Origin of the sequence: Streptomyces sp. NPDC056361 (assembly GCF_042262805.1) — a bacterium.
Classification (GTDB): domain Bacteria; phylum Actinomycetota; class Actinomycetes; order Streptomycetales; family Streptomycetaceae; genus Streptomyces.
Genome location: NZ_JBHJQI010000007.1, coordinates 77,595 through 104,463 on the forward strand (window position 1 = coordinate 77,595; position 26,869 = coordinate 104,463).

Consider the following 26,869-nt stretch of genomic DNA (forward strand, 5'->3'; position numbering starts at 1 on the left):
ATGGTCGAGTTGGGTGGGTGGCGCTCCTGACCTGGGAGGAAGACGGTCCGGCGAAGGAGGAGACGCTCTTCTGAGGTGCCTACCGGCATCGCGGCCCTTACGCCGGTGAAACGGAACGGTCGGACCTCCGCCGGCCCCCTCACTTGAGGCGGCGACTCCATCGCCGGACCGCTGTTCCAGGCCTTCGAACCTCGGGGAGCGCTCTGGGGTCCGCCTCGCTTCCGGCGGCCACCGCGTGCAACGCCCGCAAGGCGACCAGGAGCACACCGATGTCGTCGAGGTAGACCGGGTCCGGGATCAGATCGATCGGTGAGATGGTGTAGACCACCGCCGCCCAGAACAGGGCCTTGGACCGCAGCGGGAGACCGGCGTCGAGCAGTAGCCTCCGAGCCTGGAAGACGCGGACGAGCAGCACGGCCGTGAATCCCGCCACGACGAGCACGAGAACCACGGCCACGATGAGCCAGAGGGAGCTGTCCATGCTGCTCTCCTGCCCGGTATCGGTCCAGGCCGCGCCGGTCGTCCGCGGCCTTTACAAGGCTACGGTGTCGGGCTCGCTGCTCTGCTCATCGGCCGTTCCCGTCGTCGGGACTTTCTCCCCACCGCGACCGGTGACACCGGCCTGCTACGGGTCGGCTACCCGAGAAGCGGCCCTCGAGTCCGGTCCATCACGTTCAGTAACAGGGCCGCGAGCACGCTGGGCCTGCGCTCTTCACGTGCCAGTGCCCCGCCACCGGCCCCGAGCGCCGCACTGCGCCCCGCCGTGGGACTGGCTGGCGCGGTCACTGCTCGTCGGTGGGCGGCGACTCAGCGGTACCGGGGCCGGGCTCGTCGCGCGGGGGAGGGCTTGCGGTGGCCGGGGGCGCCCACCGCGCTCCGGTGTGCAGGCGGAAGGCGGCGACCGCGGCCTCCACGGTGGGGAAGAAGTGCCGGGGGTCGATGGTGCGGGTGAGCTCGTACCGCTCGATCTTGCTGCGCACGGGGTCCTTGAGCTCGGCGAACACGAGGTGTACGCCGTCCGCGTTGAGTATCTCGTCGAGCTCTTCGAGGACGTCGGCGGCGGTGGTGTCCACGTCGGTCATGGGTTCCGCCGCGATCACGATCCAGCTCGGCCGCGGGTCCGCCTCGGCCAGGCGCCTGATGTCGTCGCGGAAGGCCTTGGCGTTGGCGAAGAGGAGCGGCGCGTCGAACCGGTAGATGACCAGGCCCGGAAGCTGCCGGGCCTGCGGGTACGAGCGGATGTCGTGGTAGCCCTCCAGTCCCTCTACCAGCCCCAGCACGGTGTGGTAGGGCCACCAGACACGGCGGAAGACGTTCAGCACGGACAGGGCGACGGCGATGCCGATCCCGGGCAGCACGCCGAGCAGGGCCACGCCGAGGAACGCCGCGCAGCACAGCAGGAAGTCCGTCCGGCGCTGCCGCCAGAGCCGCACGGCCCCCGGGATGTCGGCCAGCGACAGCGACGCGGTGATGACAACGGCGGCAAGGGCCGGTTGGGGGAGATTGCGGAACAGGCCCGGAGCCAGCACGAGCATGAGGACGATGAGCACCGCTCCGACGACCCCGGTGAGCTGGCTCCTGGCCCCCGCCCGCTCCGCCACCGCCGTACGGGAACCGCTCGTGCTGACCGGGAAGCCCTGGAAGAGACCGGCCGCCAGGTTGGCCACACCGATGGCCGTCATCTCCTGGTTGCCGCGGACCTCCTGTCCGGTCCGGGCCGCGAAGGCCGACGCGTTGGAGATCGTGTCCGCCAGGGACACCAGGGCGATGCCCAGCGCACCGCCGAGCAGCGGCGGCAGGTCGGCGAGCTGCACATCGGGGATCGTGAACGGAGGAAAGCCCTCGGGCAGTTCTCCGACCAGGCCGACGCCGTGCCCGCCCAGATCGAAGACCGTGGCCGCGGCGATCGCCAGGACCACCATCACGAGCACGGCGGGGACCTTCGGCAGCAGGCGTTGCAGGACCAGGATCAAGGCGATCCCGCCGATGCCGACCGCTGCGGCGGCCGGCACCACCGCCCCGTCGGCGAGGCCCCGCACGAAGCCGACGCACTCGCCGATCAGGTCGTCCGCATCGACCTTGAAGCCGAGCAGTTTGGGCAGCTGACCGACGAGAATGGTCAGGGCCAGACCGTTCATGTAGCCGATCATCGTCGGTTTGGAGATCAGATCGGCGATGAAGCCCAGCTTCGCCACCGAGGCCAGGATCATCACGGCCGCCACCATGAGCGCGAGGACCGACGCCAGCGCGACAGCCCGGTCGGGGTCCCCGCCGGCCGCCACCAGGGGCAGCACGGTGGCGGCGATCATCGGCCCCAGCGAGGAATCGGGGCCCAGCACCAGGATCCGGGACGGCCCGCACACCGCATAGCCGAGCAGGCAGAGAATCGTCGTGTACAGGCCGGTGATGGGCGGCAGCCCCGCCAGCTCGGCGTACGCCATCCCCTGTGGCACCAGCAGCGTGGTCAGGACGACTCCTGCCACCAGGTCCTTGACCAGCCACTCGCGTCGGTACGACGACATGGCACGCACCCCGGGAACAGCACGCAACCGACGGAGAGGTCTGCGGCTCTTGCGGTGGATGGTCACAGACCGTCCTTCCGATCAGTCCCCTCTTTTCCCGGTCCTGTCCGGCCGGGACCGCTGGGAGCCGGAGGGCGTGCACGGCAGAGGCCCGCATGTGAACGGTGAGGCCCGTACGAGGGCGGCGAACCGTTGAGACAGTACCCGTCTCTCGTCCGGCGCGCCGGGAGCTTGCCGAGTTCCCAGAGGCACAGGAGGGCGAGGGCCACCAGCGGCGCCCAGCCGAACTGCCGCGCATCGAAATCCGTCGTCCCGAGGAAGCGGCGGAAGCCGTCCCTCTGGATCGTCACCGGCACCCGCGAGCACGAGCTGGGTCGGCGCCACCCGGTTCATCTGCCTGCTGTCGACGGTGGACATGGTCGGCACCGTGTCCGTCTCGCTGTGGCACTCAGCCCGCCGATTCCTGCCGTGACCGGTACGGGCCGAGTGAGCACCGACTCCCCGCGCGGCTGAGGTCTGCGCGTCATGAGACGGGTCGTCTCCTGGTCGAAGCCCAACGCGAAGCCGAAGGAGGCGATGACCATGAAGTGGATCCACAGCGCCTGCGGCGGGGGGAACGGCTCGCCCGCCGTGATGCCGAGAACGGTGGCCCCGAGAACTGTCGGAACGAAGGTCGCCAGACGCCATGACCGCGCCATTGACGAGGCACCGGACGACCTGCCGCCCGGCGGCATCGACAGTTGAACGCAAGCCTGATCGAGGAACCGGCGCCAGGCCAGAGCTCGCTGCTGCCTGGGCAGCGTGTTCGGGTCGTGCGCAGTCGGGCTCTCCATGGACCATGCTGCGGAGAGCCCGACCGCCGGATCCACGCCGAACATGGCTGTGACATCCTCGGGGGCACGCGCGCGTACCACAGGCCTTCCGAATTCCGAGGCTGTTCACCCGCGGAGCCCGACCGCACCGTCATCGCTCTGCCTCCGATCCGTGGCTGCGGAGCGGTGGACAGGTCGCCCGCCGCTCCGGCAGGTCGGCCCTGTCCGCGCTTTCCGTCCGGCCGCGCGGTCTCAGTCCCTTTCCGGTCCGGGGTGAGCGCCGAGCGTCTCGGGGTTCGCCCGGCCGTCGACGACCTGGCAGAGAGCCGTGCGGCAGGCGGCTTGGAGCGCCCTCCGGGACCTGCGCTCGACCAGGATCGGGACGTAGGCTCTGACCCTGGCCTGGCGGAACGACTCGTACGCCGTCCTGACTGTCGCCTCTACATCGACCGAGTCCAGCCAGGGGTAGGCAGCCACCAATCGGGCCACCGTGTCCCGGAGGGACGCGAGTTCGTCCTGCGAGCCGTGTGACAGGAGGTTCGGTGGACCTGCCGGGTCGGCGCGCTCGACCGGCCCGGAGTGGCCGGTCGAACCCTCGACGGGAAGGTTCGCGTCGGCTTGAGGGGGTTGCTCGTCGACCGTCATGAGGGCACTGATCCCATGTTCCACGACCTCCTGACCGCAGAACCGCACATCTCGCCAACGCCACGAGAAGGTCAGCCACGGTCATTGTCTGCTCGCCCGGGCAAGACCGCCCTCCGAAGCCGGGCCCGGGAAGCGGTGGGAAGAGGCGCCGGTAGGGCCGCCGCGGCGCCGCTCGATGGAACTCGTCGCCCCCGTGCAACGGACGAACAATTCCGGACGAGGCAGGGTTTACTCCGAAAGTCGGTGGAGCGGGTGTGGCGCCGCTTCCCGGGAGTCCGCACATGCCTCGGGGGTTCCCGCCTTCCACGGGCTTGCGGTGGCCTCCCGGGTCGGCCCTGCGTCAGCCTTCTGCGTCGATCTCGGCGACGGCGATGGCGACGCCGAGCGCAGCGGTGATGTTGCCGGCTGCCGTCATCACCCGGGCGGTTCCCACGATGGGGGCGATGGCGACCAGAACGTCCTGCAACTGCTCGGTGGTGAGGCCGGCCTTGAGAGCGGGATCGATGTGGGCGAGGTAGGAGACCGGAGGAGCATCGGAGGCAGCGAGCGCTGCGATACGGGTGAGCAGGAGTATGTCCGGAGCCAGTCCGCACCGCTCGAGCGAGTCGCCCGTCATGGCGAGGATGGTGTCCAGAACAGGGGTGTCAGATGCAGCGGACATCTCGAATGTCCTCCTGGAAGGCCCGACTGGGGGAGTGAGATGAAAGGGAATGCCTGCAGACCACCGGCATGCCCTGCCCTCAACTCTAGAACCTCTCCTGAACCTGCGCACGAGGTGTGTGTCCGCGCTGACCATGGTCGGCGGGCGGCCCACGTAATGGGGCTGAGAGAACGAGTGCCCGGCGCGCCGGGCAGGACCCGTCAACGCTCAGGCGTCCCACCTCCCCGGCGGTGAGCAGGGCTGGAAGGTCGGCGACAGAGTCGAGGACGTGCACCGGCGCCCTGGGTCGTCCGGTGTAACCAGCGATCAAGTCCCGCCGATCTGGACCGTGAATGGTCCGGGAGCTGTTCCGAGACGCGCGATATGTCACGAACAGTGGCCACACCATGCCGTGGCGTGTCTGACCGGTGAGGGCTCCTGGAGGGCAATCGCCCCTTTAGGCGCCCGGGTGCGCCCCGCTAGTGGTGTGAGTCGGAGATTCGTCGGCAGTAGGCGGCGACTTTGTCGAGGATCTCGTCGGCGGTCTTCGTCCATACGAAGGGTCTGGGGTGCTCGTTCCAGCCGGCGAGCCAGGCCCGGATGTCGCGTTCGAGGGCTTGGATGGAGCGGTGGACGCCGCGCTTGAGCTTCTTCGTGGTGAGTTTGGCGAACCACCGCTCGACCAGGTTCAGCCAGGACGCGCTGGTCGGCGTGAAGTGCAGGCGGAACCGGGGATGGGCCGGCAGCCACTTCTTGATGTCGGGTGTCTTGTGGGTCGCGTAGTTGTCCAGGATCAGATGCGACATACCCGTGGCCGCGGCCATCGACCTGGTCGACCAGTGGGTCGCGTTCTTCGGTGTCTCCTCGAGCGTCCTGACGATGACCCGCTCGACGTCGGCGTCGCTGATCTTCCGCGGGACACCCGGCCGCGGGTCGTCACACAAGCCGTCCAGGCCCCGCTCGATGAAGCGCTGCCGCCAGGTGCGGACCGTGTCCGGAGCGATCCGCAGCCGGCGCGACACCTCCATGATCGAGTGGCCCTCGGCGCACTCCAGCACGACCCGCGACCGCTGGGCCAGAGCCTGGGCCGTCGTGCGGCGACGCACCCAGCCCTCCAGCACCGCCCGCTGGGCATCGGTGACCGACAACGGCGGAATCTTCGGACCCGGACGACTCATGCCCAACCAACAGCGAATCTCCGACTCAGGTCACTAACGGATGTCTTCCTGATCGCTGACCACAACTGACGGGTACGGCAGACGTGTCGGCTGCTGGAGTGGACCTGCCTGCGCGTCAGTGCGGCGCGCGGCAATGTGCGCGTCGCGCAGGGAGGGTCCTGGGGATCCTGGGGCGGTGATCAGTCACGGCTGCTCCGCGCCGCGCCCTCTGCACGTGCTGTTGCTGCTCCTATGCCTCGTCCTCCCCGTCGTGGGAAGGGCCGACGCCGCCGAACGCGCCTCGCCCGGTTGCCGAGCCGATCAGCTCGAGAAGACCAAGGTGACGGCGCTGGCGGAGTTCGAGCACCGCGGCAACGACTACAGCGTGCTCAAGAGCACCATGGACGTCAGCGTGCCCGCCACTTGGGCTCGTGCCTCCGAACTGCTCCTGGACACCCACTCACCGGTCTACCGATCGGCGCTGGCGTGCCTGGTGAGCAAACCCGCGCTGGGGCAGGACGACCCCCTTGACGACGAGTGGCGGTTCGCGCCGGTGGCCGTGAAAGCCGACGGCCAGTGGGTCAAGGTCCACTACGAGGCAAGTACCTGGGTCCAGTCCTCGTTCTCCGCTGTCGGCCCGTGGGAGCTGACGGTGACGCCGGAGCACTGGCTCATCGAGTTGAAGCCTTCGCCTGACCTGAAGAGCGCGAACTGGGAGAGCGTTCAGGTCAACCTGGGCGGTCAGGGAGCCCTGACGGCCACGCCTCCGCCGGCCTTCGGCGAAGGCGGAACGAATCTGAGCTGGCGGCACAAGAAGCCCGACCAGTATCCCGCGGTCACGTTCCGCCCACCGGCGGTACAGCAGTGGAACTTCGTCACCACTTCGCTGGAGCCGTCCTGGGAGACGTGGGAGACGTGGGGCATGTGGAGCGCGTCGGGAGCGTTCTGGTATGTCGCCTCGGGCGCGTTGCTGCTGGTCGCGGCTCGGCGACTCACGCGCAGCCTGGCAGACAGGACGATGCCGGCGCAGTCGACAGCGCTGCGCTTTCTGCGGTGGTGGTCGATCCTTTTGATCTTCCTGGGCCTGCTCGTCTACCTCGGAGACAACCTGTACCGGCTTCTCGGCCGACTGATGGCCTGGGAGTTCGACTACTCGCCGATGCTGTCGGTGTTCAGCCTGGCATTCCTCGGACTTGCGCTGTGTCTCCTCGGCAGCCGATCCAAGCGCCTGCGGGTGAGCGTGAGCGTACTCGTCCTGGTGATCCTCGGCTGGTACGTGGTGTCGGAGGTGTTCGAGTTCGCTTTGCTTCCCACATCCGACGTTCTGCTGTCCGCGCCGGGCTGGACCGTGGCGGCCCTCGCCATCTGTGCGCTGATGTCAGTGTGCTGGCTGGGGGTGATTGCCGCAGGGCAACGGATCCTGCTGATCAGGGAGACACGGATCCCGCCGCGCGTGATGGTTCCCGCCGCCATCACGGCGGCGATGGTCACCGTCCTGTGGGGCTACCTCGCCTTCGAACGCTACTGGGACCGGATCAGCTGGCTCGCCGACCTCGGTCAACCGGAGTTCCAGCTCTGGTGGGAGATCACGCTCCACAACTGGTGGTGGTATTTCCCGGAGTATGTTCTGGTGCCGATGCTGGGCCTCGTGGGGATCTTGGCGCCGCTGGCCGTGCTGGGGGTCTTGCGGGTCTGTCGGGTCGAACAGTACGAGAAGTCGGCGTTCACACCCGCGCCGGCGGAGAAGTTCCTCCTCGTGGTCCTCTTCGCCATCACTCTCGCGCCTCTCGGGGATTACTACGGCCTTTCCGCCTATGCCCTCACCCTGCTGCTGTGCATGTGTGCGGCCTGGGGCGTACTGGCCCTGGGCTCTTCCGTCTCCGTTCTGGAGCGGCCTTTCGCCGACAACGCGCCGCTCGGCATGACGATCTCGCAGACCGAGCGGGCCGACGTGCTGCGTCTGGCGCGCCGGTTCCGGGAGCTCCAGGCGCGCCTGAGTCACCTCGGCACGGCAAACCCGGCGGAGCGTGCCGAGCGGGAGTCGCTCGAGGCCGAGATCGACAGACTGGACCAGTCGCTGCCGGCCGGCGTCAGACCGGTCGATCTCCCGTTCGCCTGTGGCCCGCTGACCACGTGGTGGGGCAATGCCCGCCGGGGGGCCGTCATCGCGTCTCTCGTCGGGTTGCCCGCGACCGGCCTGCTGTACTGGACGTCCGTGGTGAAAGGTGACTCCTGGACAGTGAACGCGGAGGATCCGGCGGGATTCCTCTGGATCACGGTCGCCATCCTCTTCTGGCAGATCGTGTGGCTCGTCGCGGGATTCTTCCTCGGGGCGCTGTGGCGTGATCTTCCGGGCCGTCACGGGCCGACGAAGGCGCTCTTCGTCGCGCTCGCGTTCGCCGTTCCGGAAGTCGCCGACTTCCTCGTCGCCCAGGCCCTCGGAGAGAGCGTGCCCTCCTTGATCGGCGAGATCGCGGCATTCGCTTCGGTCATGACGTGCACGGGTCTGGTGATGGACTTGCAGACCTTCCAGAACGAGCGCCGCTACTGGGCGACCAACGCCGGCATGGTCGCTTACATCTACCAGATGCGCTTCGCCTCGGTGGCGTTCTTTGTGGCACAGCTCATCGCGCTCGCCACGCTCTGGAAGACGCTCTCGGAAGTGACCTCGACGTCACCCATCCCCTAGGTTCTGTCGTCAAATGTCACGCCCACATCAGGAGCGAGGCGAGGGTGACGGCTGCTTCGTAGGATTGGGCGGTCTTGATGCCCCTATGGATGTCAAGCCGCCAGGACGTGGGTGGTGGTGCGGGTGATGAGCCGGTGGATCTCGCGTGCGACGTATCGTTTGAGACAGCGGAGTGCTTCGCGGCGGGTCTTGCCTTCGGAGACACGCCTGTCGATGTAGCCGCGGGTGCGGGTGTCCCAGCGGAGCCGGGCCAGCACGATGGTGTAGAGGGCGGAGTTCGCCTGCCGGTTTCCGCCCCGGTTGAGGCGCCGACGCTGGGTTTTCCCGGAGGAGGCTTCGACTGGGCTGACGCCGCAGAGGGCTGCGAACGAGGCCTCGCTGCGCAGACGCTCGGGGTTGTCACCCGCTGCAATCAGTAGCGTCGCGGCGGTGTCGGGGCCGACGCCGTAGCAGGCCAGCAGCTGCGGATTGTGCTGCGTGATGACGTCTCTGATCCGCGTGGTCAGATCTTCGATCTCCTCGGTGAGGTGCTGGATCCGCCGAGCCAGCAGTCTGAGCGTGTGGGCGGCGGCGCCTGCCGTTCCGGAGGCCGAGCTGTCGAGCCCGGAACAAGCGCGTATCAGTTTGGGGTTGCTCAGGCCGGCCAGAGATTCGCGCAGCTCGGGGGCGGTGGCCACGAGAACAGCCTTGAGCTGGTTGATTGCCTGAGCCCGGGACTTGATCGCGGAAGCCTTGGCCATCTTGAACAGCCTGAGCATCTCCACGGGCCCGTCGCCGGCCTTCGCGGTCGCCCTACCGGTGATCACTGCGTGGGCCGCGGCCTCGGCATCGACGATGTCGCTCTTGCCGCGGCGCCGGCGGGTGGCCTTGTCGGGCTGGTTGACCTCGAAGACGGTGATGCCCTGACCATGGAGATACCGGCTGAGTGCGGCGCCGTATGAGCCTGTGCACTCCACCCCGGCTTGGCTGAGGTGGCCCAGTGTCCGGGCCCAGTCCAGTAACTGCTCGTAGCCCTCGGCGGTCGTCGGAAAGCTCCGGCTCTCAACGAAGGCGCCGGCGGTCGTGACCACGGCGGCAACGTGGACGTCCTTGTGTGTGTCGACACCCAGCACGATGCCGGGGTTGCCTTGGTCGAGCGGGGCGGGCCGGGTCCTGGTCACGGTCACCTGTCTCCTGCAGCCATAGGAAGCTGGGCGGCCATCGCCGGATCGGTCAGGGCGGTCAGGACTGTGACGGTGCCTCTCGCGAAGGCCCCTATCGGGACACGCCCGCCGGTCCGGCGGCAGCGAGTACCACTCCGGACAGTGGCCGACAGATCAAAACCAAGGCACCAGGGCCAGTCGTAACGCGGGTCAGGCCACCGCCCGAAGCGGCACCCGAACATCCTCACAGTCGTAGCGGGTGGCGATGCCGCGCCATTGCTTGAGGCGGTTGAAGCAGCGTTCCACGACGTTGCGGTGCTTGTAGACCTCCCGGTCGAAGGCCGGCGGGCGGCCACCGCGGCTGCCTCGCCGGGCCCGGTTGCTGGCCTGGTCGGCCCGCTCAGGAATCGTGTGGGCGATGCCCCGACGGCGGAGCCAGGCGCGGATGGCCTTGGAGCTGTAGCCCATGTCGCCCAGGACATGATCGGGTCGGACCCGGGGCCGCCCCGGCCCGATCCGGGGCACCCGGATCGCTTCCATCACGGCGGTGAACCGGGTGCAGTCGTTGGTGTTGCCGCCCGTGACGACGAAGGCGAGCGGCCGGTCCCTGCCGTCGCAGTCCGGGTGAATCTTGCTGATCAGACCGCCTCTGGACCGGCCGAGGGCCGGGCCGCGGAGCCCCCTTCTCGGGCCCCGGCCGCGTGCTGGTGAGCGCGGACGACCGTGGAGTCGACGGACACCAGCCACTCGATGTCGCCCGCCGCATCCGCTTTCGCCTGCGCGGCCCGCAGCATCCGGTCGAACGTCCCGTCCGCCGCCCACCTGTGAAAACGGGTGTGGAGCGTTGGCCACGGCCCATACCGCTCGGGCACGTCCCGCCAGGCTGTCCCGGTCCGGAACTTCCACACGATCCCGTTCAGGACCCTGCGGTCGTCCAGCCGCTTCCGCCCCCGCAACGACGCGGGCAGCAACGGCCGGACGAACTCCCACTCGGCATCGGACAGTCATGGCAACGTATCGCCGCCCCATGATCCACTACAAGATCATTTGGGGATGACGCCTAAAGGGGGCGTCTTTCCGATCATCAAATTGTTGGTCCGGTTGTGAGGGATGGGGAAATTTCTGACGCTGCCTGGGCGGTGATTGAGCCGCTATTGCCGCCTGAGGGGCGGGCTCGTGGCCGGTGGCGGGATCACCGCCAGGTGCTTGAGGGCATCGTGTTCAAGGTCCGCACTGGCCTGCCCTGGAGGGATCTGCCCGAGCGGTTTCGGACCGTGAGGTCCGGGCGATCGCTGCCCTCGACATCACCGATCAGTGGCCGCTCTGAAAGAGCTCAGTGACCGCCCTTACGAGCTCGTAACACGATCTTGTTGAACGTGTCTGGTCGGCCGTGACCGGTGTGACGATTCGGCCGTTCGGAATGGTGTGAGTACCCGGCCGTGGATCGTGGACGATGACCTGTGGGCGCTGATCGAGCCGTTGCTGCCGCCCTGGCCGGAGAAGGCTCCTGGCCTGCGGCCGGTGCCGGATCGGCAGTGCCTGCAGGGCATCCTGTATGTGCTGATCAACGACATCGCCTGGCAACTGCTGCCCTCGGAGCTGGGATTCGGCTCGGGACAGACGTGCTGGCGGCGGCTTGAGCGGTGGCAGCGGGCCGGGGTCTTCGACCGGCTGCACCGGATCCTGCTCGCCGAGTTGAACGCGGCCGGCGAGCTGGACTGGTCCCGAGCATGCGTCGACGGCTCCCATGTCCGGGCGAAAAAGGGGGTGCCGACACAGGTCCGTCGCCGGTCGACCGGCGGAAGGCGGGCAGCAAGCACCACCTGATCTGCGACGGACGCGGCACCCCGCTGAAGGTCATCACCACCGCGGCCAACGTCAACGACATCACCCAGACCCTCGCCCTGATCGACGGCATCCCGCCCGTCGCCGGACGCCCCGGTCGGCCCCGACGACGCCCCCAGGCCCTGCTCGGCGACAAGGGCTACGACTCCGACCCCCACCGCCGCGAACTACGCAAACGCCGGATCCTGCCGGTCATCTCCCGCAGAGGAGCCCCGAACATCGAGGGCCTGGGCAAGCTCCGCTATGTCGTCGAGCAGACCTTCGCCTTGCTCCACCAGTTCAAACGCCTCGCCGTCCGTTGGGAACGACGAACCGAACTTCACGACGCCTTCATTTCCCTCGCCTGCAGCCTCATCTGCTGGAGGCGTCTCAAGAAGATCGAATCGTGACTTTTGCTGCAATTCTAGGAGTTACGAATCACGATCGAGTTGGCGTATGACGCGAGATCGTGGACCCAAACCTGCAGACGCCGTCTCCTGGGCATGTCCAAGAGGGGAAGGGTGTGTCGGTAGGTCGCTGACCAGGTGATGTTGGTGCCGCCGTGGGGGGCTCGGGCCAGGTCCACAGACCCTTGATGAGACGTGAACAGCCCTCCGGACTGTTCGTAGCTGAACCGCTGGTCGGGAACCATCTCGGCGACGCGCTCGCGGCAGCACATACGTCCAGTGCGGGAACGGATGGTGCGCAGGTCGCCCACGCGTGCCGGTCGGTCGACTCCCGCAGGCACATCCCACTCGACGTCAGCATAGGGGGACCACAACGGCCAGGATTCTGCATCCAGGAGCGCCGCGTAGACGATGGCGGCAGACGCCGATGAGTGCGAAGAAGCAGTAACAGCGAGGGACGTCATCCCAGCAAGGGTAGACCGTGCCTCACGATGATCGTGTTACGAGCTCTACGTACGTGAGGGCGGCCGTCTCTCGAAAGACAGCTTGGAGCACAAGGGCACCGTGCCGCTGATGCATGGGTGAGGCGGTTCCAGTGAACCCCTGCAGCCCCATCGCGGAGCCGGCTTCCTCGTGCCTCATGCCGAATCGGAGTGGGCCTACGCTCTCGAAGGTGGTGTAGAACCACTGCACTCGATCGGAGTCATTCACGACAGACCGCATAGTCCGGCCATCTCACCACACGCCACTGACATCACAGTCAGTCAGCCCTCCACGGAAAGTGAGCCAGAACCAGGAATCATGATTAAAGCCACGGCCGGCATCGCCCGTCACTTCATGCCGTTGTCGACCAGGTAGAGGATCGCGTCCAGTATTGCGCGGTGGCAGTAGGCCTCCGGCTGGCCACCCCGTCCGCGTAGCCAGCGCGGCACCGGCAGTAGCGGTCGGGCTGCCACCCATTCACCGTCGGTTATGTCGGACGGGTAGCGTCGCACACGCTTCCCGTGATCAGCCGCGTTCCCGTACGTGCGCGCGAGGCAATCACACTGTCGGGCAGCCGCGTTGGACGCTTGCGAGGGCGGCACGGGAAGACTGCGGCACAGGGCCTCCCGTTGCGCGTGGACTTCGACACCCACGAGCTGTGCAGGAGGCCCTGTCTCTGTGCACGCACGGGCCGGAGATCCCCCAGCCGGGCGACAGGCGTAAACTCGCGGATCTCCAAGATCGGCAGCAGACTTCTGGTTATCGGTCCAGACTGCAGGCAGCCTCGGCGGCTGCGAGCCACCCGAGGTACCAACTGGCGAAGTCTGATAGGGAGCCGTCGGTCTCGCGCATCGGATGAAGATCCGTGCCGTTGCAGCGATCGTCACGCCACATTCGGCCGCGTTCCGGGCCGGTGACGACGAGCCAGACCATCATCCCGCAGCCCTCATCACACAGGCAGAGCGCACCTGCTGTGCGGCGTGGGTCGTACTGCACCTCGCCCAGACGCTCCTCCCACGCCTCAAACGCCGCGTCGAGATCGGCGAGGTCGTCGAAGTCGTCCTGCAACGGCCGCTCAGCCAGGATCGCGATTGTTGCCTCCGGCTTCGACCCTCCCGGAAACGGCTCCGCGAACATGCCCGGCTCGACCTCCTCAAGGAGCTCTCCGACCCAGCGCCAGCCTGCAGAACCCTCCCGCCGCACTGGGAGAATGCCGTACGCCGGACCGGCCCCGCCAGCTCCGACATGCAGAAGGAATGAGCGATAGTCCTCGGGCAGATCGACGTCCAGCCACGCCTCGAGGTCGGCCACCTCGGCGGCGGCTAGAGGGGCATCGAGCGCAAAGCCGTGCGCCTTCGCCCCAAACACTTTGTCGCTGCCCGGCACTGCTGCCAGAGTCAGAACCCGATCACGCACCCCGGTCCAGTCGGTCATGGCGCATGACCCTACCGGCCGCCGCCAGCGCTCGACCGGCCTGGGGCGGCGGCCGACGACCGGTGGCCTCGCCGGCAAACTCAGCAAAACCAGGAGTACTCGACCGAGTCGGCGGCCTAGGGTCTGTCTTCAAAGGGGTCTGATGGGGGATCACGTGGGTCATGGTGCGTCGTCATGAGCTGTCGGATTTGGAGTGGGAAGCGCTGTCCGGGCTGCTGCCGCGGTCGTCGACCGGGCGGCCGCGGCTGGATGACCGCAAGGTACTGAACGGGATTGTGTGGAAGCTGCGGACCGGGTCGGCATGGCGGGATGTGCCGGAGCGGTACGGGCCTTGGCGGACGCTCTACACGCGTTTTCGCAGGTGGGCGCTTGACGGTACGTTCACGCGGATGCTCGTCGCGGTGCAGGCCGAGAAGGACGTGGCCGGTGGCATCGACTGGCTGGTGTCGGTCGACTCCACGATCGCGCGAGCCCATCAGCACGCTGCCGGCGCCCGCAAAAAGGGGCGGGGTCGGGGGACGAAGTATGTGATCACGCCCTCGGACGATCCCGAGGCGGACTGACCACGAAAATCCATCTCGCCTGCGACGGCCGGGGCCGGCCGCTCGGCTTCGTCCTGACCGGCGGCAACGTCAGCGACTGCACCCGCTTCGAGGACGTCCTGGACACCATCAAGGTCCCTCGGACCGGGCCGGGCCAGCCTCGCACCCGCCCGGACCACATCCTGGGAGACAAGGACTACAGCTCCCGCAAGATACGCGCCTACCTCCGCAAACGCGGGATCGGCCACACCATTCCAGAACGCCGTGACCAGCGCGGACATCGCGCCCGCCAGGACGCGACGGAGGCCGACCGCCCGCTTTCGACAAGCAGCTCTACAAGCACCGCAACGTCGTCGAACGCTGTTTCAACCGCCTCAAGCAGTACCGGGCGATCGCCACTCGCTATGACAAAACCCGCGAGTCCTACCAGGCAGCCGTCACCCTCGCGTCACTCCTACTCTGGGTCAGACCTCTTTGAAGACAGGCCCTAGGACTCGCGACCACCAAGATCGGTAGAGCAACAGCCGCTCAGGCCGTGGGTGATCTGGGCGGTGCTGAGATTGGGGGCTGTCTCCGCGAGGAGTCGGCGCTTTCGCAGGTGCGCGTTGACCGCGGCTGCCACGCCGTCGCGGAACTCTGTCATGTGCGTGCCGTCGTGGGGTGTGGGCTCGCTGTTGGCGTAGCTGTGGAGCCTTTCTCGTGGGAGCGGTGCCACCGCAGGGCGGTCTCGAACGTTCCTGTGATCTGAGGGGCTTCTGCTGGAGGCCGATGGTGTCGGGGTGGGCGGGCGCTCCTGTTTGCGTGTCGAGGAACGCTGTTTTTCGACGTGGACAGAGCCATCACCGGGAGCCGGCATCACCAGGCGCTGCGGAAGGGCGGCGCCGCGGGCGCCGGGCCGAGCGTGGTGGTGCCCGGCACCGCCTGGTGGCCGAGGCCGGTGCGGTATACGTCGAGCGCGGCCTCCGTACGGCCCGTACGCCGCAGCAGATCGCCCAGCAGTCGGCATATATCTGCCAGATCGCCCGCCGCCCCGCTGCGCTCCAGCAGGGCCAGGGCCAGCACGTAGTGTTCCTCGGCGCGTTCGTCCGCGCTCTCCTCCTCGGCGATCAGCCCCAGCAGTCGGTGGGCGCCCGCGGCGTGGACGGCGCCGCGTCCGTCGCCGAGGCCCGCACCGAGCTCCAGCAGCCGGGACAGCAGGGCCACCGCCTCCTCGCGTTTCCCCCGTCGACGCAGCACATCGGCCAGTTCGACCTCGACCTGCGCGGCGTACAGGGCGGCACGGCGGGCGGCGAGCATCTCGCGGGCGGTGCGCAGCTCGCGCTCGGCGCCTTCCAGGTCCCCGTTCTGGGCGTGCACATAGCCGTGCATCCAATGGCAGTGGGCCAGCTCGGTGCGGGCCTGGAGCTGCTGGTAGAGGTCTTGCGCCTTGGCGAGTGAGGCGTCGGCCTCGGCGACCCGTCCCTCGGCGAGCAGGGTGCGCGCCACGCTGCGGTGCATGCCGGCGACCAGGCCCGGGTCGGAGACCTGCGGAGTCAGGGCCAGGGCGAGTTCGGCGGCCTGGGCAGCCCGGGCGTGCGCGCCCATGTCCATGTACGGGCCGATGGAGGACGCGTACAGCAGCATCAGGGCATCCGGGTCGTGCAGGCCCTGGGCGTTCAGTTCGTCGAGCGCGGTCTCCAGGACGTAACAGGCGTACCGCAGTTCACCGGCGAGCAGGTGCGCGACGGCCCGACCGCGCAGGGCGCGGACCCGGCGGGGGAGCGGCGCGCCGACCGACGCGAGGAGTCGCTCCGCCGACTCGAAGTGCTCTCGGGCGGAGTTCAGTTCGCCGCTCTCCAGGGCGCATTCGCCGAGCCCGGTGAGCGCGTCGGCCCGCTCGGGCTCCAGGGCGAGTTCTTCGGCCTCGGCGAGCAGTTCCCGGTAGCGGGCGGCGGCCTCGCCGAGGGTGCCAGTGGCGAGCAGGCGGCGGGCGTCGGTGAGGGCGAGGCGCAGCTCGGTGGCGAGCCGGGCGGGGCGGCCGGTGGTCAGCTCCTCGTAGGTGGTGTCGAGCCGCTCGGCCAGGAAGCGCAGAGCGGTCTCGGAGGGGCGTACCTTGCCGGACTCCAGTGTGGAGATGTACGCGGCCGTGTAGGCGGGCTCGGCCAGTTGCCGCTGCGTCAGGCCTCGTTCGGCACGCAGGCGCTGTACGCGCTGTCCGATGACTGCCGGTTCGTCCATGGTGCGTTCCTCTTCTGCGGTTTCACATCCGCAAGGGCATTGTGCGGCACTGGCAGGGAGCCCTATGTTAAGCGCCCTGTTAACCGCATTGATACGTGCACTTAAGATGCTTGTCCTGGGGAGAGATTGTTGCGCCCGTCCATACGCAGATCAATGGCGGCGGCCACGATGGCCGCCGCCGTCATGACCGCCCTCGCCGTCACCCCCGGCTCCGCTTCCGCGGGCGCCGACCCGGAGACGACCGGGCAGGTCAAGGTCGAGATACCCGGCCACGAACATGTCGAAAGCGGTCAGCACGGGCACCACGAGGCCGGCTCCGGCTACACCTGGGTGCCGTCCGCCCGCAAGGCCCTTACCACCGCCCCGCTCTCTGCGGCCGAGACCCGGGCCGACAGCGATGTCACCAAGGTTGTCGACAACGGCCCCACCGCCGACCGCCTCGACGTGGTCGTCATCGGCGACGGCTACACCGCCGCCGAACTGGATCGGTTCCACGTCGATGCCAAGGAGAAGTGGGCCGAGGTGACGGCCGTCGAGCCGTACACCACCTACCAGAACCTCTTCAACGTCTGGACCGTCGACGCCGTCTCGAACGACTCCGGAGTCTCCGGCGACCCGGGCCGGGACGTCGTCAAGGACACCGCCCTCGGCTCGTACTTCTGGTGCGACGGCATCGAGCGGCTGCTCTGCATCGACGAGCAGAAGGTCGACTCGTACGTCGCCAAGGCTCCCGAGGCCGACCTCGTCATCGTCCTGTCCAACAGCACCAAGTACGGCGGCGCCGGCTACAACACGCCCAGCAAGAAGCTCGGTTACGAGGGCATCTCCACCGCCTCCGCCCGCAACGACCGGTCCGGCCAGGTCGCCATCCACGAGACCGGCCACTCGCTCGGCAAGCTCGCCGACGAGTACTTCTACCCCGGCTACCCCGGATACGAGCAGTACACCGGCGCGGAGCCCGCGGAATCCAACATCTCCACCCTGAGCGCGGACGCCATCGGCGTCCAGCGGACCAAGTGGTACCGCTGGCTCGGCGAGACCTCTCCCGACGGCGGCACGGTTGGCGCGCACCAGGGCGGCGGCTACTACGTGGCCGGCCTCAACCGGCCCACCGACGCCTCGATCATGCGGGTGCTCGGCAAACCCTTCAACCTCCCCGGCCGCGAAGCGATGATCGCCGGCTTCTACCGCCACGCCTCCGTCGCGACCGCCCTTACCCCCACCGACCGCACGCTGCGCCAGCGCGACACTGCGCGCGTCGAGGTGCCGCGGCTGGCGGGCGAGCAGCAGCAGCTCGACGTCCAGTGGTACCTCGACGGCAAGCCGCTGACCGCTCAGGCAGGCCGGACCGCCGTGCCCGTCGCCGCGCTCCACCTGGACTCGCGGGACCTCCGCAGCCACAGCCTCACCGTCATCGTCACCGACCGCACCGACGCCGTGCGCGACCCGGCGATCGCCGCGACCATCCAGGACCAGCAGTCCTGGACGGTCCGGCACTGACCCCAGGGCTACCAGGATGTGGAGGCCGCCTTGCGGGCGGCCTCCACATCCACCGTCAGCCCGTCACCGGCGTACAGGCGCCGGAACTCATTGAGCTCTACCGCTTCCAGCTGCAAGACCACCGGAGACTCGGACACTGCGTCACCGATCACGGTCGTCCGCACACGCCGCCTGTCCAAGACCATGCAACCTCCCAGGGACCACTGGGCGGTTCCGCCCCGCCTGGTCGGCAACTCGTGCTGTCGACTGCCACCGGGGGCGGCTGCTCCGCGCTCGCGCGGGGAAGGCCCCGAGCAGATCCGGGACGTGAATACGTTCCTCACCCCCTTCCTCGCCTGCGCGGGGATGGTCCTCGTCACGGTGTGACTGATCGTCGATCTTCTTCTCGCTCCGGACCGCGCAAATGGCGTCCGAATGAGGAGCACCATCGCGAAGCACCGTGCGCGCTTCGACCCCGAGATCCGCGCCTACCGGGTCCGCGAGATCTGCGACGAACAGGCGATGACCCAGAAGGAGCTCGCCGAGCGCATGGCCATCACCCTGTCCACGGTCTTCGCGCTGGAGTCCGGCGAGCTCGCACCAGGGAAGGCCGCCATCAGTTGGCACCACGCCGGAAGGTTGCGCGGTAGTCCCTTGGGCGTCGTCCGGTGTGCTTGGCGAAGAGAGCAGCGAAGGTTCCGGAGTCCTTGTACCCGACCGCTGCGGAGATGCTGGCGACGGTTCGGTCTGTGGTCTCAAGGAGGTGGCGGGCGCGACGGACGCGCGACGACTGTAGGTACTCGAGAGGACTCTGGCCGGTCGCGTCCGCGAAGCGCCGCAGCAGAGTCCGAGTGCTGACCCTGAGTGTGTCCGCCAACGCGGCGAGGTCGTATCGGGCGGCGAGGTTTTGGTCGAGGTGCCGCATGACCTTGCGGGAGAACTCGTTTCCGGGCTGCGGAAGAAGTCGCGCGTCGACGTATGGAGTCTGGGACGACCGCGCATTGTCGAGGAGCGCCACCCGCGCGGTTGTCCGTGCCACGTCGGTACCGCTGTGTTGGCGGATAAGTTCCAGTGCGAAGTCGTACATGGCGCTGAAGGCCGCCGTCGTCGTCACCCCCTTGTCGGTGACGACCAGACGTTCGGGTCGGACATCAGTCTCCGGACAGCGTCGAGCCAATTCGTCGGCGAGGAACCATGCCGTCGTAGCCCGGCGTCGGTTGAGAAGCCCTGCCTCGGCGAGCAGGAACGCACCGACGCAGATCGAGACGACGGTATTACCCGCAGCGGCGTGTGAGCGGATCGCTGCAATTTCAGGGGCGAGGGCTACGAGCTTCGCGTCCACGTCGAGGCCCGGTACGAGCTCGAACCCTGGCACGACAAGAACGTCGACCTCGCGCAGCGGAGAGACGGCCAACGCCGCACCACCTGATGCGGCGACGCGACGACGAGGCGAAACAATCGACACCTCGTAGCCGGCGCGGTCCGGACCGGCAACGTGCGTGGCCATCGTCAATAGATCGGGTACGCCGAACACTTCGGACGCGAAGCAGCCTGGATAGGCCAGGACACCAACCCGCAGCGCGCTCACGCTCGCCTCCTGAGCATCATGCCTATGGCGAGATTGCCCCTTTACATGGCGATCTAGCCTATCGCCTGTGCGGGTACATCAGTCCACGCTGTCGCCATGAGTGCTCCCAACGGACGTCTTGACGACGCGATCATGGACTTCTCCCGCCGGCTGGTGGACGTGGACGGGGTGGTGAAGACGGTGCATGTCGCGGGTTCTGGACTAGCCGTCGTGTTGATGCCGGAGATGCCCGGTATCAGTCCTGACGTCCTTCGGCTGGCGCGGTGGGTGCGGGATGCGGGTTTCACCGTCTACGTTCCCTCGCTCTTCGGGGTCGACGGTGCCTATCCCACGGTCGAGGGTGGTGAGGAGGTAGTCCGTCGCGCGTGTGTGAGTGCCGAGTTCCGTGCGTTTGCGGGAGGCGGCACCAGCCCCGTCGCGGCGTGGCTGCGCGGGCTGGCGCGCCAAGCCCACGCCGAGTGCGGCGGTCCGGGAGTCGGTGCGATCGGACTGTGTTTCACCGGCAACTTCGCACTCACCATGGCGATTGAGCCGGCTGTCATCGCGCCAGTGGTCAACCACCCGTCACTGCCGCTGGACGATCCCGCCGGACTCGAGATGAGCGAAGAGGACGCGCGCGCGGTCCAAGACCGCATCGCGCGCGACGGACTGAAGATCCTCGCCTACCGCTTCGACGACGACCGCTGGTGCACCGGGCAGCGCTTCGCCGCGTACCAAGCACTCCTCGGCGACGCCTTCGACGGCCGCGTCCTTCCGGGCAGTTCTGCAAACACGAACCCGCCCCCGTTCTTCCGCAACGTGGTCGGGTCCCCCCACAGCGTTGTCACCGCCCACCTCGTCGACGAGGACGGACATCCCACGCTGAAGGCCAGGGACGAGATCCTCGCCTTCCTGGCCGAACGTTTGAGCCGGTCTGAACACTCAGAGGGCAACGGTCAAGACCTGCAGATCACTTGAGGTCATTCATGCCGCGACGGTCTCGGGGCGTTCGACGAGTTGGCCGTGTTCGAAGCGGGCCCCGGCCCGCACCAGTGGCACCAGGTGGGCGCCGTCGACGGATCGCCAGCGGGCTTGGGTGGACTCGACCAGCTTGAAGGCCATAGCGAGTCCGGCCGCTCCGACACGCCCACGTCGGCCTTGCTCGATGACCTATCGATCGATCATCAGGGAAGGTACGTCCTCCCCTGCGGCGTACCAGCGCGACGCCATTGAGGCGTACGCGGCCACCCGGCTGAACTGAGACACGACCGACCGCCATCCGGCAAAGCCCGCGATGGCGATCGGTCGTGTCACGGCGAGCCGGCGATGTTCGATCCCGAGGACCGTCCACGGCTGCCTCAACAGGACGCCGCCCGTTCTCAGGTTCTGGCATAAACGTCTGTGACCCGCACACGTTGAGCGACGTCCTCGCCGAGTGGGCTACTGTCCGGCCGGTAGGTGTCATGAGTGGCGTGGCAGAGGTGTTGAAGCGAACCTGGCCGGACTGGGCTGTCTTCGTTTGCATGGTCGTGATCGCGGCCAGGTGTAAGAGCCCGATTGCGGCTGGTCTCTTCACGGTGTTCGCAGCCGTGGTGGCGCTCGTCGCCGTCTGTCAGACCTGGAAGCTGGTACATCGTGCTCATGTCGGGTTGACACCCCCTGCCACCGAGGCGGATGCGCACCACAGAAGTTGAGCCAGAGTCGGTTGCCGTGAACAGGGCCGCGGGGATGGTCCCTTGCGGGCGTGCACGAACACGGCCTGCGTTGCGTTCCCCGTGAACAAAGCCAGCCACTGCTCTCCGCTCGCGCGGGTATGGGACACCATGCTGGCCGGCGCCTTCCGCTGGTGCCTGTTCTTGCGGCTGCTCTCTGTGCCCGCAGGTATGGGGTCGGGGCGTCGACGGCTTTCTGTATGCGGCTGGGTCGGCGCTGGGGGAGGGGCGTCTGGTTCGTGGAAGTGGTTCAGCTGAGGCTCGGCGTGCGGTAGAACGGCAGGTCATCGACTGCTCCCCGCGTCCGCGGGGATGGTCCCCGTCGCGATCTTGAAGGCTCGAGGGCCGAACACTGCTCCCCGCGCGCGTGGGGATGGTCCCTTTTGCGACCCCGGCCCCCGCCGGCGACCGTCCGATCCCGGAAGCGCGGGAACTGAGGGCTGCGTGATGCTGACCTACACCGTGGATACGGCTTCCTGACCTTGCCTGGCCCCGTGTGCGAGCCCGGGGGCGGCTGTCCCTGCTCGAGTGTCGCGGTCCGAACGTGCTCGGGCTCTAGTTCGTGCGGCAGGTAGCCGGGTGTGTGGGAGCCGGGGTGGTGATGTGCAGGCAGTCGTTGTCCACGGTGGCTTCGGTGAGGGCGAGACAGGCCGGCACCGACGCTGCGGGCTCGACGATTCACCCCGACAGGTCGCCACAGGGGTTGCGGCTAACCTGAGGTGGTGACCGGAACCGAGCTGGACGAGTTGATCGTTGCTGACAGCGCGGCGCTGCGCGCGTGGCTGCTGGACAACCACACCGCCTCTCCGGGTGTGTGGCTCGCCCTGACCAGGAAGGGCGGCTCGGTCACCACGCTGACCTGGCAGCAGGCGGTCGACGAGGCGCTGTGCTTCGGCTGGATCGACGGGCAGGCCCGCAAGCGTGACGAGGGCAGTTCCTGGAGGCGGTTCACCCCGCGCCGGCCCCGCAGCGTCTGGTCCCAGCGCAACGTCGCCAACGTGGCACGGTTGGAGGCGGCCGGCCTGATGATGCCCGCCGGCCGCGCCGCGGTGGACGCCGCGAAGGCCGACGGGCGGTGGACGGCCGCCTATGCGCCGTCATCGGAAGCGGAGGTGCCGGCCGACCTGCTGGCCGCGATCGCCGCCGACCCGGCGGCGCAGGCGATGTTCGAGGTGCTCACCAAGACCAACCGCTTCGCCCTCATCAACCGGGTCAATGCCGTCAAGCGAGCCGAGACGCGCACCCGGAAGATCGCCGAGTTCGTGGCGATGCTGGCCCGGCACGAGACGCTCCACCCGCAGCGAGCCAAGCCGATGGACTCCCCGATGTCGTGACGGGGCGTCTGCCCGAACGGACAAGCCCACGCTAAGCGCTGTCCCGTAAATGATCTACGACGGGCTAGTGACCAGTTTGTTCGGCTTTCAGCCGGTGAGCGCGAGGTTGTGCAGGCGAGCGATGCCGAGCCGGGCGTGGGGGACGCCGTCGCCCTTGAGGCGGCAGTCGCGGAGGATCTTCCAGGTCTTCATACGGGCGAAGGCGTGCTCGACGCGGGCGCGGACCTTGCGGTGAGAAATGTTGTGTCCCTCTTTCCAGGCCGGGAGTTCGGCCTGGCCGCGTTCACGGCGGTGCGGGATGACCAGGCGGGTCCCGCGGTAGCCGCCGTCTGCAATCACAGTTGTCCTGCTGGCTTTGTACACGAGAAGGTGGTTCTGGCACAGATCTTGGGGAGCGATCGCGGAGAGTCATCGGGGCGTTCGATGATGTGGGAGGTTGAGCCTCAGCTCCATGCCTAATGTTCTGCTTCACCGAAATTTGACGGTGGTCCGACGATGTTGGCATCCAGCGCATGGATCTGTGCTGGGTCGAGGTGGAGTTCGTACGCGGTGGAACACTCGCTGATCTCTGTTCCTACGGCAGTGCCACATGGGCACAGCCGGTTCAGGCCGCTGTGGCCATGCCAGCCGCAGCAGCCTGTGTGGTCTCCCTCGAGGTCGGGCAGTAGGTCTGGTGCGTCGTCGGGATGGAGAACGATCGTGTTTCGGGGGCCCGCGGAAGTCAGGAACCCGTCTCCGTTCGGATCGCCGACACAAGGCCCGCCGGGAAACACCGCGACGGGTTCGTCGGTCGGCAGGAACGGGGCTCCCCATGGCTCGGGCTCCAGGGCATAGCACCCCATAGGCATCGTGGCCGGGGCTCGGCGATACCCGTCGGGTCCGATTCGCCCGTCGAACTCTGGCCTGACCAGGGTTTCGGACAGCTGTACAGCCCTGGTCAGAGGGCGGCCGCAGGCGGCACACACAAAAGTGATCACACGAAGTTCTAGCCCGCCGAACCCGCATCAGCAAGACACTATTCCCGGGCTACTGCAGCAGGATCATCTTCCGGAGCAGGGGGAAGCCGGCTCGGCCGTAGAGCTGTCTCTTGATCTTTTTGATGTGGTCCAGGAGTGCCTCGACCAGCGTGGGCGAGCCCGATTCGACCGCCTCGCGCAGCGGTAGCAGCTCGTCCGATGTGCACTGGGAGGGATCTGCACCGTACTGGAGCAGCAGTTGGGCGATGTGTCCGCAGTACGACCGGACCGCCAGACAGAACGCCTGGTCACGCACCCTGTAATTGCTGTCGTCCTGGAGCAAGGACCTCACCAGCTCCGTGTCCGCGGCCTAGACCGCAGAGATCAGGAGAGCCTCGCAGTCCTCTGCGCTCTTCGCCGCCCCCCGTACCCCCACCCGGGTCCGTACCCATCTCCCTGCTCCCCCGTGCGTCCTCGCAGCTCAGCCTAGGTCTGCTTGGAAGAGTTCGCTATGAGGGGCTGCATAGTTGGTGGGAGCGTCGTTCGAGCCGTGGGGTATTCGTGCCTGGCGCGGGTGGCTGAGCGGTCCGCACCAGCGTTCCTACTGCTGTGGCTGTGGCTGTGGCTGTGGCTGTGGCTGCGCGGCGAGGAGGCCCTGTACGGGAGGTCCTGTACGGGAGGTCCTGTACTGGTGAAGAGACGCTTTCTGGATGCGCTATTCCATGAGGTTCCGGGGGCCGGGCTCCGGAAGTCGGTTCAGGAGTCCGTGCGCTGCTGCTTTTCGTCCTTCGTAGTCGGGGCGCGGTCGGGCTTGGGTGCGGTCAGGTCGAGCAGGATCATGGCGTCGTGGTCGGGGGTGTCGGGTTCGGCGGTGTAGACGCCGAGGCGTTGCCCGGGGGTGCCGTCGAGGAACATGGATTGGCCGGTGAGGTGCATGGTGCCGACTTGCGGGTGGTGGAAGGTCTTGCGGGCGGGCTTGTTGCCGGTGACCTCGTAGCGTTCCCAGAGCCGTGCGAAGTCCGGGCTCTTGAGAAGGAGCTCGCCGACGAGGTTGGTCAGGTCGGGTGCGTCGGGGATGGTGCCGGCGGTGGCGCGCAGACGGACGACGCAGGCGCGGACCTGGCGGTCCCAGTCGGGGAACAGGTCGCGTGAGGCGGGGTGGAGGAAGAGGTAGCGGGCGAGGTTGCGCTGCTTGACCGGCCAGTCGGCCAGGCCCGCGTAGAGCGCGAGCCCTCCGGGATTGGACGCGAGGAAGTCCATGCTGCGGCTGACGATGTACGCGGGGTTGGGCCGCATCGTCTCCAGCAGCAGCTTCAGGTGCGGGCGCACGGTGCGACTGGGTGCCGGGGGCGGTTCGGGGGCGTAGCGGGCGGCGTGGACGGCGAGCTCGCGCAGGTGCTGGTGCTCCTGGTCGTCGAGGTGGAGCGCGCGGGCGAGGGCGTCGAGGACGGCGGGGCTGGGCCGGGTCTCCTTGCCGCGCTCCAGGCGCACGTAGTAGTCGATGCTGATTCCCGCCAGGGTGGCGAGCTCTTCGCGTCGCAGGCCCGGGGTACGGCGCAGGCGGGCGCCGATGGTGAGGCCGACCTGCTCGGGGCGTGTCTGGGTGCGGCGGGCCCGCAGGAAGCGGCCCAGTTCCGTCCCGCCGCCGTCACTGGTCGGGGTGGGGGGCTGGTGTGCCATGGGTTCAGTCTCACACCGCCATGACCTGGTCGGCAGCCCGGTGGGGGGCCCTGTCACTACCCCCGAACAGCCCGGCCTGCCACAGGGCGGGAAACGACGCGAAGGTGGAGGAACGCCAGCCCACCCCACGTCTCCCGGAGCTACGCCATGCCTTTCATGCCCCAGGCCCCCACGCGACCGGCCCCCTCCGGTCCGTCGGCGGCCGCCATCACGGCCGGGGCCCGTGCGGCGCTGGCCGCGGTGCTGCTGGGCTTCTTCACGATCACGCTGGACGCGCTGATCGTGAACGTGGCGCTGCCGTCGATCCGAGACGGACTGGGCGGCGGGATGTCCGGACTGCAGTGGGTCGTCGACGGCTACACCCTCGCCTTCGCCGCGTTCCTGCTCTGCGCCGGTTCGATCAGCGACCGGATCGGCGCCCGGCAGGCGTTCGCCGCCGGCCTGGCCCTGTTCACGGCCGCTTCCGTCGTGTGCGGCCTGGCCCCCGGCCTCGGCATCCTGGTCGCGGCCCGGATCGCGCAGGGCGTGGGCGCCGCCCTGGTCCTGCCCTCCTCGCTGGCCCTGCTGCGCGAGACGTTCCCCGACCCGGCCCGACGGGCGAAGGCGATCGCCCTGTGGGGCGTGGGCGGCTCGGCCGGCTCCGCGGCCGGACCGGTGGCCGGCGGGCTGCTCACCATGGCCGACTGGCGGCTGATCTTCTTCGTCAACCTGCCCGTCGGCGCGGCGGCCCTGCTCCTGCTGCGCAGGGCCGCCCGCTCCCCGGCACGGCCGGCACCGTTCGACTGGACCGGGCAGATCGCCGCGGTCGTCGCGATGGGGGCACTGACCTTCGCGGCCATCGAGGGCGGCGCAGACGGCTTCACGACCACCCCGGTCCTGATGGCGCTTGCCGTCACCGTCGTCGCGGCGAGTGTGTTCGTGATCGCGCAGGCCCGCGGCCGGCATCCGATGACTCCGCTGCCGCTGCTGCGCAGCCGTGTCATGTCTTTGTCGTCGGCCGTCGGCTTTGCGCTGAACGTCGCCTTCTACGGGATGATCTTCCTGATCGGCCTGTACCTGCAGCAGACGCGCGGCCTGAGCCCGCTCGCCACCGGCACCGCGTTCCTGCCGATGGCGCTGACCACCGCCGCAATGGGGCCCGTCGCCGCCCGCCTGGCCAACCGCTTCGGCGCCCGCACCCCCATCATCCTGGGGCAGGCCCTGATCATCGGCGGCCTGCTCGCGATGACCGCCGTGCTGGCCACAGCTCCTGTGTGGCTGCTGGTCGTGCTGATGGTGCCGATCGGCGCCGGGGGCGCCCTGGCCGTCACGGCGCTGACCGCCCTGCTGCTGGAGAGCGTGCCCGCCGAGCGGGCCGGCACCGCCAGCGGGATCCTCAACACCTCCCGCCAGACCGGCGGCGCCCTGGCCGTCGCCGTCTTCGGCGCCCTGGTCGCCGAGCCGTCCGGCTTTGCCCACGGCCTGCGCATCAGCCTGCTGATCGCCGCGGCCACCGTCCTCGTCACCGTCGCGGCAACCCTTCGCCTTCGGGCCCTGCCGGCGCGCGAGGACCACCACGGTGCGCAAGCGTGACCGAGAACCACCCATCAACCAGCGACCAACAGCGCCCTACCCGGAAGCGGAGAAC

21 protein-coding genes and 5 pseudogenes are annotated in these 26,869 nt (G+C 68.3%); 9 read left to right on the forward strand and 17 right to left on the reverse strand.

Going from position 1 to position 26,869, the window contains the following annotated elements; genetic code table 11:
* Positions 1 to 139 precede the first annotated feature (139 nt).
* The 3 genes from ACFCY7_RS04005 to ACFCY7_RS04015 all read right to left on the reverse strand — a co-directional run bounded on the left by ACFCY7_RS04005 (position 140) and on the right by ACFCY7_RS04015 (position 3,106).
* Entirely contained in the window at positions 140 to 481 is a 342-nt protein-coding gene (locus tag ACFCY7_RS04005) for a YkvA family protein (RefSeq protein WP_376481068.1), read from the reverse strand.
* A 301-nt stretch (positions 482 to 782) separates the two neighbouring features.
* Positions 783 to 2,588 carry a SulP family inorganic anion transporter gene (locus tag ACFCY7_RS04010; RefSeq protein WP_376481070.1) on the reverse strand — a complete coding sequence of 602 codons (1,806 nt, stop codon included), beginning with the start codon at positions 2,586 to 2,588 and terminating at the stop codon, positions 783 to 785.
* 323 nt (positions 2,589 to 2,911) lie between these two features.
* Positions 2,912 to 3,106, reverse strand: coding sequence for a hypothetical protein (locus ACFCY7_RS04015; RefSeq protein WP_376481116.1), 195 nt, complete (start codon positions 3,104 to 3,106; stop codon positions 2,912 to 2,914).
* Here ACFCY7_RS04015 and ACFCY7_RS04020 point away from each other — a divergent pair.
* Positions 3,105 to 3,266 (forward strand): hypothetical protein, encoded by a 162-nt coding sequence (locus ACFCY7_RS04020; RefSeq protein WP_376481126.1) that lies wholly within the window; start codon positions 3,105 to 3,107, stop codon positions 3,264 to 3,266. The two genes, ACFCY7_RS04015 and ACFCY7_RS04020, sit on opposite strands and share 2 nt — an antisense overlap.
* A 320-nt stretch (positions 3,267 to 3,586) precedes the next feature.
* Here ACFCY7_RS04020 and ACFCY7_RS04025 read toward each other — a convergent pair whose 3' ends face one another.
* The 3 genes from ACFCY7_RS04025 to ACFCY7_RS04035 all read right to left on the reverse strand — a co-directional run bounded on the left by ACFCY7_RS04025 (position 3,587) and on the right by ACFCY7_RS04035 (position 5,797).
* Complete coding sequence (locus tag ACFCY7_RS04025; protein ID WP_376481071.1) at positions 3,587 to 3,979, reverse strand: three-helix bundle dimerization domain-containing protein; 393 nt, start codon at positions 3,977 to 3,979, stop codon at positions 3,587 to 3,589.
* Positions 3,980 to 4,319: 340 nt separating this feature from the next.
* Positions 4,320 to 4,640 carry a carboxymuconolactone decarboxylase family protein gene (locus ACFCY7_RS04030; RefSeq protein WP_376481073.1) on the reverse strand — a complete coding sequence of 107 codons (321 nt, stop codon included), beginning with the start codon at positions 4,638 to 4,640 and terminating at the stop codon, positions 4,320 to 4,322.
* Positions 4,641 to 5,098: 458 nt separating this feature from the next.
* Positions 5,099 to 5,797, reverse strand: a complete 699-nt coding sequence (locus ACFCY7_RS04035) for a helix-turn-helix domain-containing protein (RefSeq protein WP_376481075.1) — start codon at positions 5,795 to 5,797, stop codon at positions 5,099 to 5,101.
* Positions 5,798 to 5,972: 175 nt separating this feature from the next.
* Between ACFCY7_RS04035 and ACFCY7_RS04040 the strand changes: the two genes are divergently transcribed.
* Positions 5,973 to 8,465, forward strand: a complete 2,493-nt coding sequence (locus ACFCY7_RS04040) for a DUF6185 family protein (RefSeq protein WP_376481077.1) — start codon at positions 5,973 to 5,975, stop codon at positions 8,463 to 8,465.
* A gap of 92 nt (positions 8,466 to 8,557) precedes the next feature.
* On the opposite strand, the gene ACFCY7_RS04045 is transcribed toward ACFCY7_RS04040, so the two are convergent.
* Complete coding sequence (locus ACFCY7_RS04045; protein WP_376481118.1) at positions 8,558 to 9,580, reverse strand: IS110 family transposase; 1,023 nt, start codon at positions 9,578 to 9,580, stop codon at positions 8,558 to 8,560.
* Between the two features lie 237 nt (positions 9,581 to 9,817).
* A pseudogene (locus ACFCY7_RS04050) lies at positions 9,818 to 10,611 on the reverse strand (IS5 family transposase).
* A 99-nt stretch (positions 10,612 to 10,710) separates the two neighbouring features.
* On the opposite strand from ACFCY7_RS04050, the pseudogene ACFCY7_RS04055 reads away from it, so the two are divergent.
* Both ACFCY7_RS04055 and ACFCY7_RS04060 read left to right on the forward strand, forming a co-directional pair.
* Positions 10,711 to 10,875, forward strand: a pseudogene (locus ACFCY7_RS04055) (transposase); the annotation flags it as partial.
* A gap of 175 nt (positions 10,876 to 11,050) precedes the next feature.
* Positions 11,051 to 11,841, forward strand: a protein-coding gene (locus ACFCY7_RS04060; protein WP_376481120.1) for an IS5 family transposase whose coding sequence is annotated in 2 segments (ribosomal slippage) — positions 11,051 to 11,366 and positions 11,366 to 11,841 — 792 coding nt in all. Because the reading frame shifts where the segments join, the coding sequence is not laid out codon by codon here.
* Between the two features lie 14 nt (positions 11,842 to 11,855).
* On the opposite strand, the gene ACFCY7_RS04065 is transcribed toward ACFCY7_RS04060, so the two are convergent.
* The gene (locus ACFCY7_RS04065) at positions 11,856 to 12,302 is read right to left on the reverse strand and encodes an SRPBCC family protein (RefSeq protein WP_376481079.1); all 447 of its coding nucleotides are present in this window, start codon (positions 12,300 to 12,302) and stop codon (positions 11,856 to 11,858) included.
* Positions 12,303 to 13,080: 778 nt separating this feature from the next.
* Positions 13,081 to 13,755, reverse strand: a complete 675-nt coding sequence (locus ACFCY7_RS04070; protein ID WP_376481081.1) for an SMI1/KNR4 family protein — start codon at positions 13,753 to 13,755, stop codon at positions 13,081 to 13,083.
* A 161-nt stretch (positions 13,756 to 13,916) separates the two neighbouring features.
* On the opposite strand from ACFCY7_RS04070, the pseudogene ACFCY7_RS04075 reads away from it, so the two are divergent.
* Positions 13,917 to 14,775, forward strand: a pseudogene (locus tag ACFCY7_RS04075) (IS5 family transposase).
* 9 nt (positions 14,776 to 14,784) lie between these two features.
* Here ACFCY7_RS04075 and ACFCY7_RS04080 read toward each other — a convergent pair.
* Together ACFCY7_RS04080 and ACFCY7_RS04085 are read right to left on the reverse strand one after the other, a co-directional pair.
* A complete protein-coding gene (locus tag ACFCY7_RS04080) occupies positions 14,785 to 15,153 on the reverse strand; it encodes a hypothetical protein (protein WP_376481083.1) in 369 nt (122 codons plus the stop codon).
* A complete protein-coding gene (locus ACFCY7_RS04085) occupies positions 15,153 to 16,514 on the reverse strand; it encodes a tetratricopeptide repeat protein (protein WP_376481085.1) in 1,362 nt (453 codons plus the stop codon). The genes ACFCY7_RS04080 and ACFCY7_RS04085 overlap by 1 nt, the downstream gene beginning before the upstream one ends.
* Before the next feature lie 129 nt (positions 16,515 to 16,643).
* Between ACFCY7_RS04085 and ACFCY7_RS04090 the strand changes: the two genes are divergently transcribed.
* A complete protein-coding gene (locus tag ACFCY7_RS04090) occupies positions 16,644 to 18,014 on the forward strand; it encodes a M64 family metallopeptidase (RefSeq protein ID WP_376481087.1) in 1,371 nt (456 codons plus the stop codon).
* A gap of 595 nt (positions 18,015 to 18,609) precedes the next feature.
* On the opposite strand, the gene ACFCY7_RS04095 is transcribed toward ACFCY7_RS04090, so the two are convergent.
* On the reverse strand, positions 18,610 to 19,581 hold the full coding sequence (locus ACFCY7_RS04095; RefSeq protein WP_376481089.1) for a GlxA family transcriptional regulator: 972 nt from the start codon (positions 19,579 to 19,581) through the stop codon (positions 18,610 to 18,612).
* Between the two features lie 96 nt (positions 19,582 to 19,677).
* Here ACFCY7_RS04095 and ACFCY7_RS04100 point away from each other — a divergent pair, with 96 nt between their 5' ends.
* On the forward strand, positions 19,678 to 20,538 hold the full coding sequence (locus ACFCY7_RS04100) for a dienelactone hydrolase family protein (protein WP_376481091.1): 861 nt from the start codon (positions 19,678 to 19,680) through the stop codon (positions 20,536 to 20,538).
* 6 nt (positions 20,539 to 20,544) lie between these two features.
* On the opposite strand, the pseudogene ACFCY7_RS04105 reads toward ACFCY7_RS04100, so the two are convergent.
* Positions 20,545 to 20,697: pseudogene (locus tag ACFCY7_RS04105) on the reverse strand (IS256 family transposase); the annotation flags it as partial.
* A 1,294-nt stretch (positions 20,698 to 21,991) separates the two neighbouring features.
* Between ACFCY7_RS04105 and ACFCY7_RS04110 the strand changes: the two are divergent.
* Positions 21,992 to 22,606, forward strand: a complete 615-nt coding sequence (locus ACFCY7_RS04110; protein WP_376481092.1) for a YdeI family protein — start codon at positions 21,992 to 21,994, stop codon at positions 22,604 to 22,606.
* A gap of 87 nt (positions 22,607 to 22,693) precedes the next feature.
* Here the strand turns inward: ACFCY7_RS04110 and ACFCY7_RS04115 are convergent.
* The 3 genes and pseudogenes from ACFCY7_RS04115 to ACFCY7_RS04125 all read right to left on the reverse strand — a co-directional run.
* A pseudogene (locus tag ACFCY7_RS04115) lies at positions 22,694 to 22,954 on the reverse strand (transposase); the annotation flags it as partial.
* A gap of 678 nt (positions 22,955 to 23,632) precedes the next feature.
* Positions 23,633 to 23,914, reverse strand: a complete 282-nt coding sequence (locus tag ACFCY7_RS04120) for a hypothetical protein (protein WP_376481094.1) — start codon at positions 23,912 to 23,914, stop codon at positions 23,633 to 23,635.
* A 404-nt stretch (positions 23,915 to 24,318) separates the two neighbouring features.
* Positions 24,319 to 25,242 (reverse strand): helix-turn-helix transcriptional regulator, encoded by a 924-nt coding sequence (locus ACFCY7_RS04125; protein ID WP_376481096.1) that lies wholly within the window; start codon positions 25,240 to 25,242, stop codon positions 24,319 to 24,321.
* Positions 25,243 to 25,398: 156 nt separating this feature from the next.
* Between ACFCY7_RS04125 and ACFCY7_RS04130 the strand changes: the two genes are divergently transcribed.
* Positions 25,399 to 26,814 (forward strand): MFS transporter, encoded by a 1,416-nt coding sequence (locus ACFCY7_RS04130; protein WP_376481122.1) that lies wholly within the window; start codon positions 25,399 to 25,401, stop codon positions 26,812 to 26,814.
* Positions 26,815 to 26,869: the final 55 nt, after the last annotated feature.

Bases quoted from the DNA above. Each gene is read 5' to 3' on its own strand.
- ACFCY7_RS04005 (WP_376481068.1), bottom strand. From the start codon at position 481: ATGGACAGCTCCCTCTGGCTCATCGTGGCCGTGGTTCTCGTGCTCGTC.
- ACFCY7_RS04020 (WP_376481126.1), top strand. From the start codon at position 3,105: ATGAAGTGGATCCACAGCGCCTGCGGCGGGGGGAACGGCTCGCCCGCC.
- ACFCY7_RS04015 (WP_376481116.1), bottom strand. From the start codon at position 3,106: ATGGTCATCGCCTCCTTCGGCTTCGCGTTGGGCTTCGACCAGGAGACG.
- ACFCY7_RS04025 (WP_376481071.1), bottom strand. From the start codon at position 3,979: ATGACGGTCGACGAGCAACCCCCTCAAGCCGACGCGAACCTTCCCGTC.
- ACFCY7_RS04030 (WP_376481073.1), bottom strand. From the start codon at position 4,640: ATGTCCGCTGCATCTGACACCCCTGTTCTGGACACCATCCTCGCCATG.
- ACFCY7_RS04035 (WP_376481075.1), bottom strand. From the start codon at position 5,797: ATGAGTCGTCCGGGTCCGAAGATTCCGCCGTTGTCGGTCACCGATGCC.
- ACFCY7_RS04065 (WP_376481079.1), bottom strand. From the start codon at position 12,302: ATGACGTCCCTCGCTGTTACTGCTTCTTCGCACTCATCGGCGTCTGCC.
- ACFCY7_RS04070 (WP_376481081.1), bottom strand. From the start codon at position 13,755: ATGACCGACTGGACCGGGGTGCGTGATCGGGTTCTGACTCTGGCAGCA.
- ACFCY7_RS04080 (WP_376481083.1), bottom strand. From the start codon at position 15,153: ATGCCGGCTCCCGGTGATGGCTCTGTCCACGTCGAAAAACAGCGTTCC.
- ACFCY7_RS04085 (WP_376481085.1), bottom strand. From the start codon at position 16,514: ATGGACGAACCGGCAGTCATCGGACAGCGCGTACAGCGCCTGCGTGCC.
- ACFCY7_RS04100 (WP_376481091.1), top strand. From the start codon at position 19,678: ATGAGTGCTCCCAACGGACGTCTTGACGACGCGATCATGGACTTCTCC.
- ACFCY7_RS04125 (WP_376481096.1), bottom strand. From the start codon at position 25,242: ATGGCACACCAGCCCCCCACCCCGACCAGTGACGGCGGCGGGACGGAA.
- ACFCY7_RS04130 (WP_376481122.1), top strand. From the start codon at position 25,399: ATGCCCCAGGCCCCCACGCGACCGGCCCCCTCCGGTCCGTCGGCGGCC.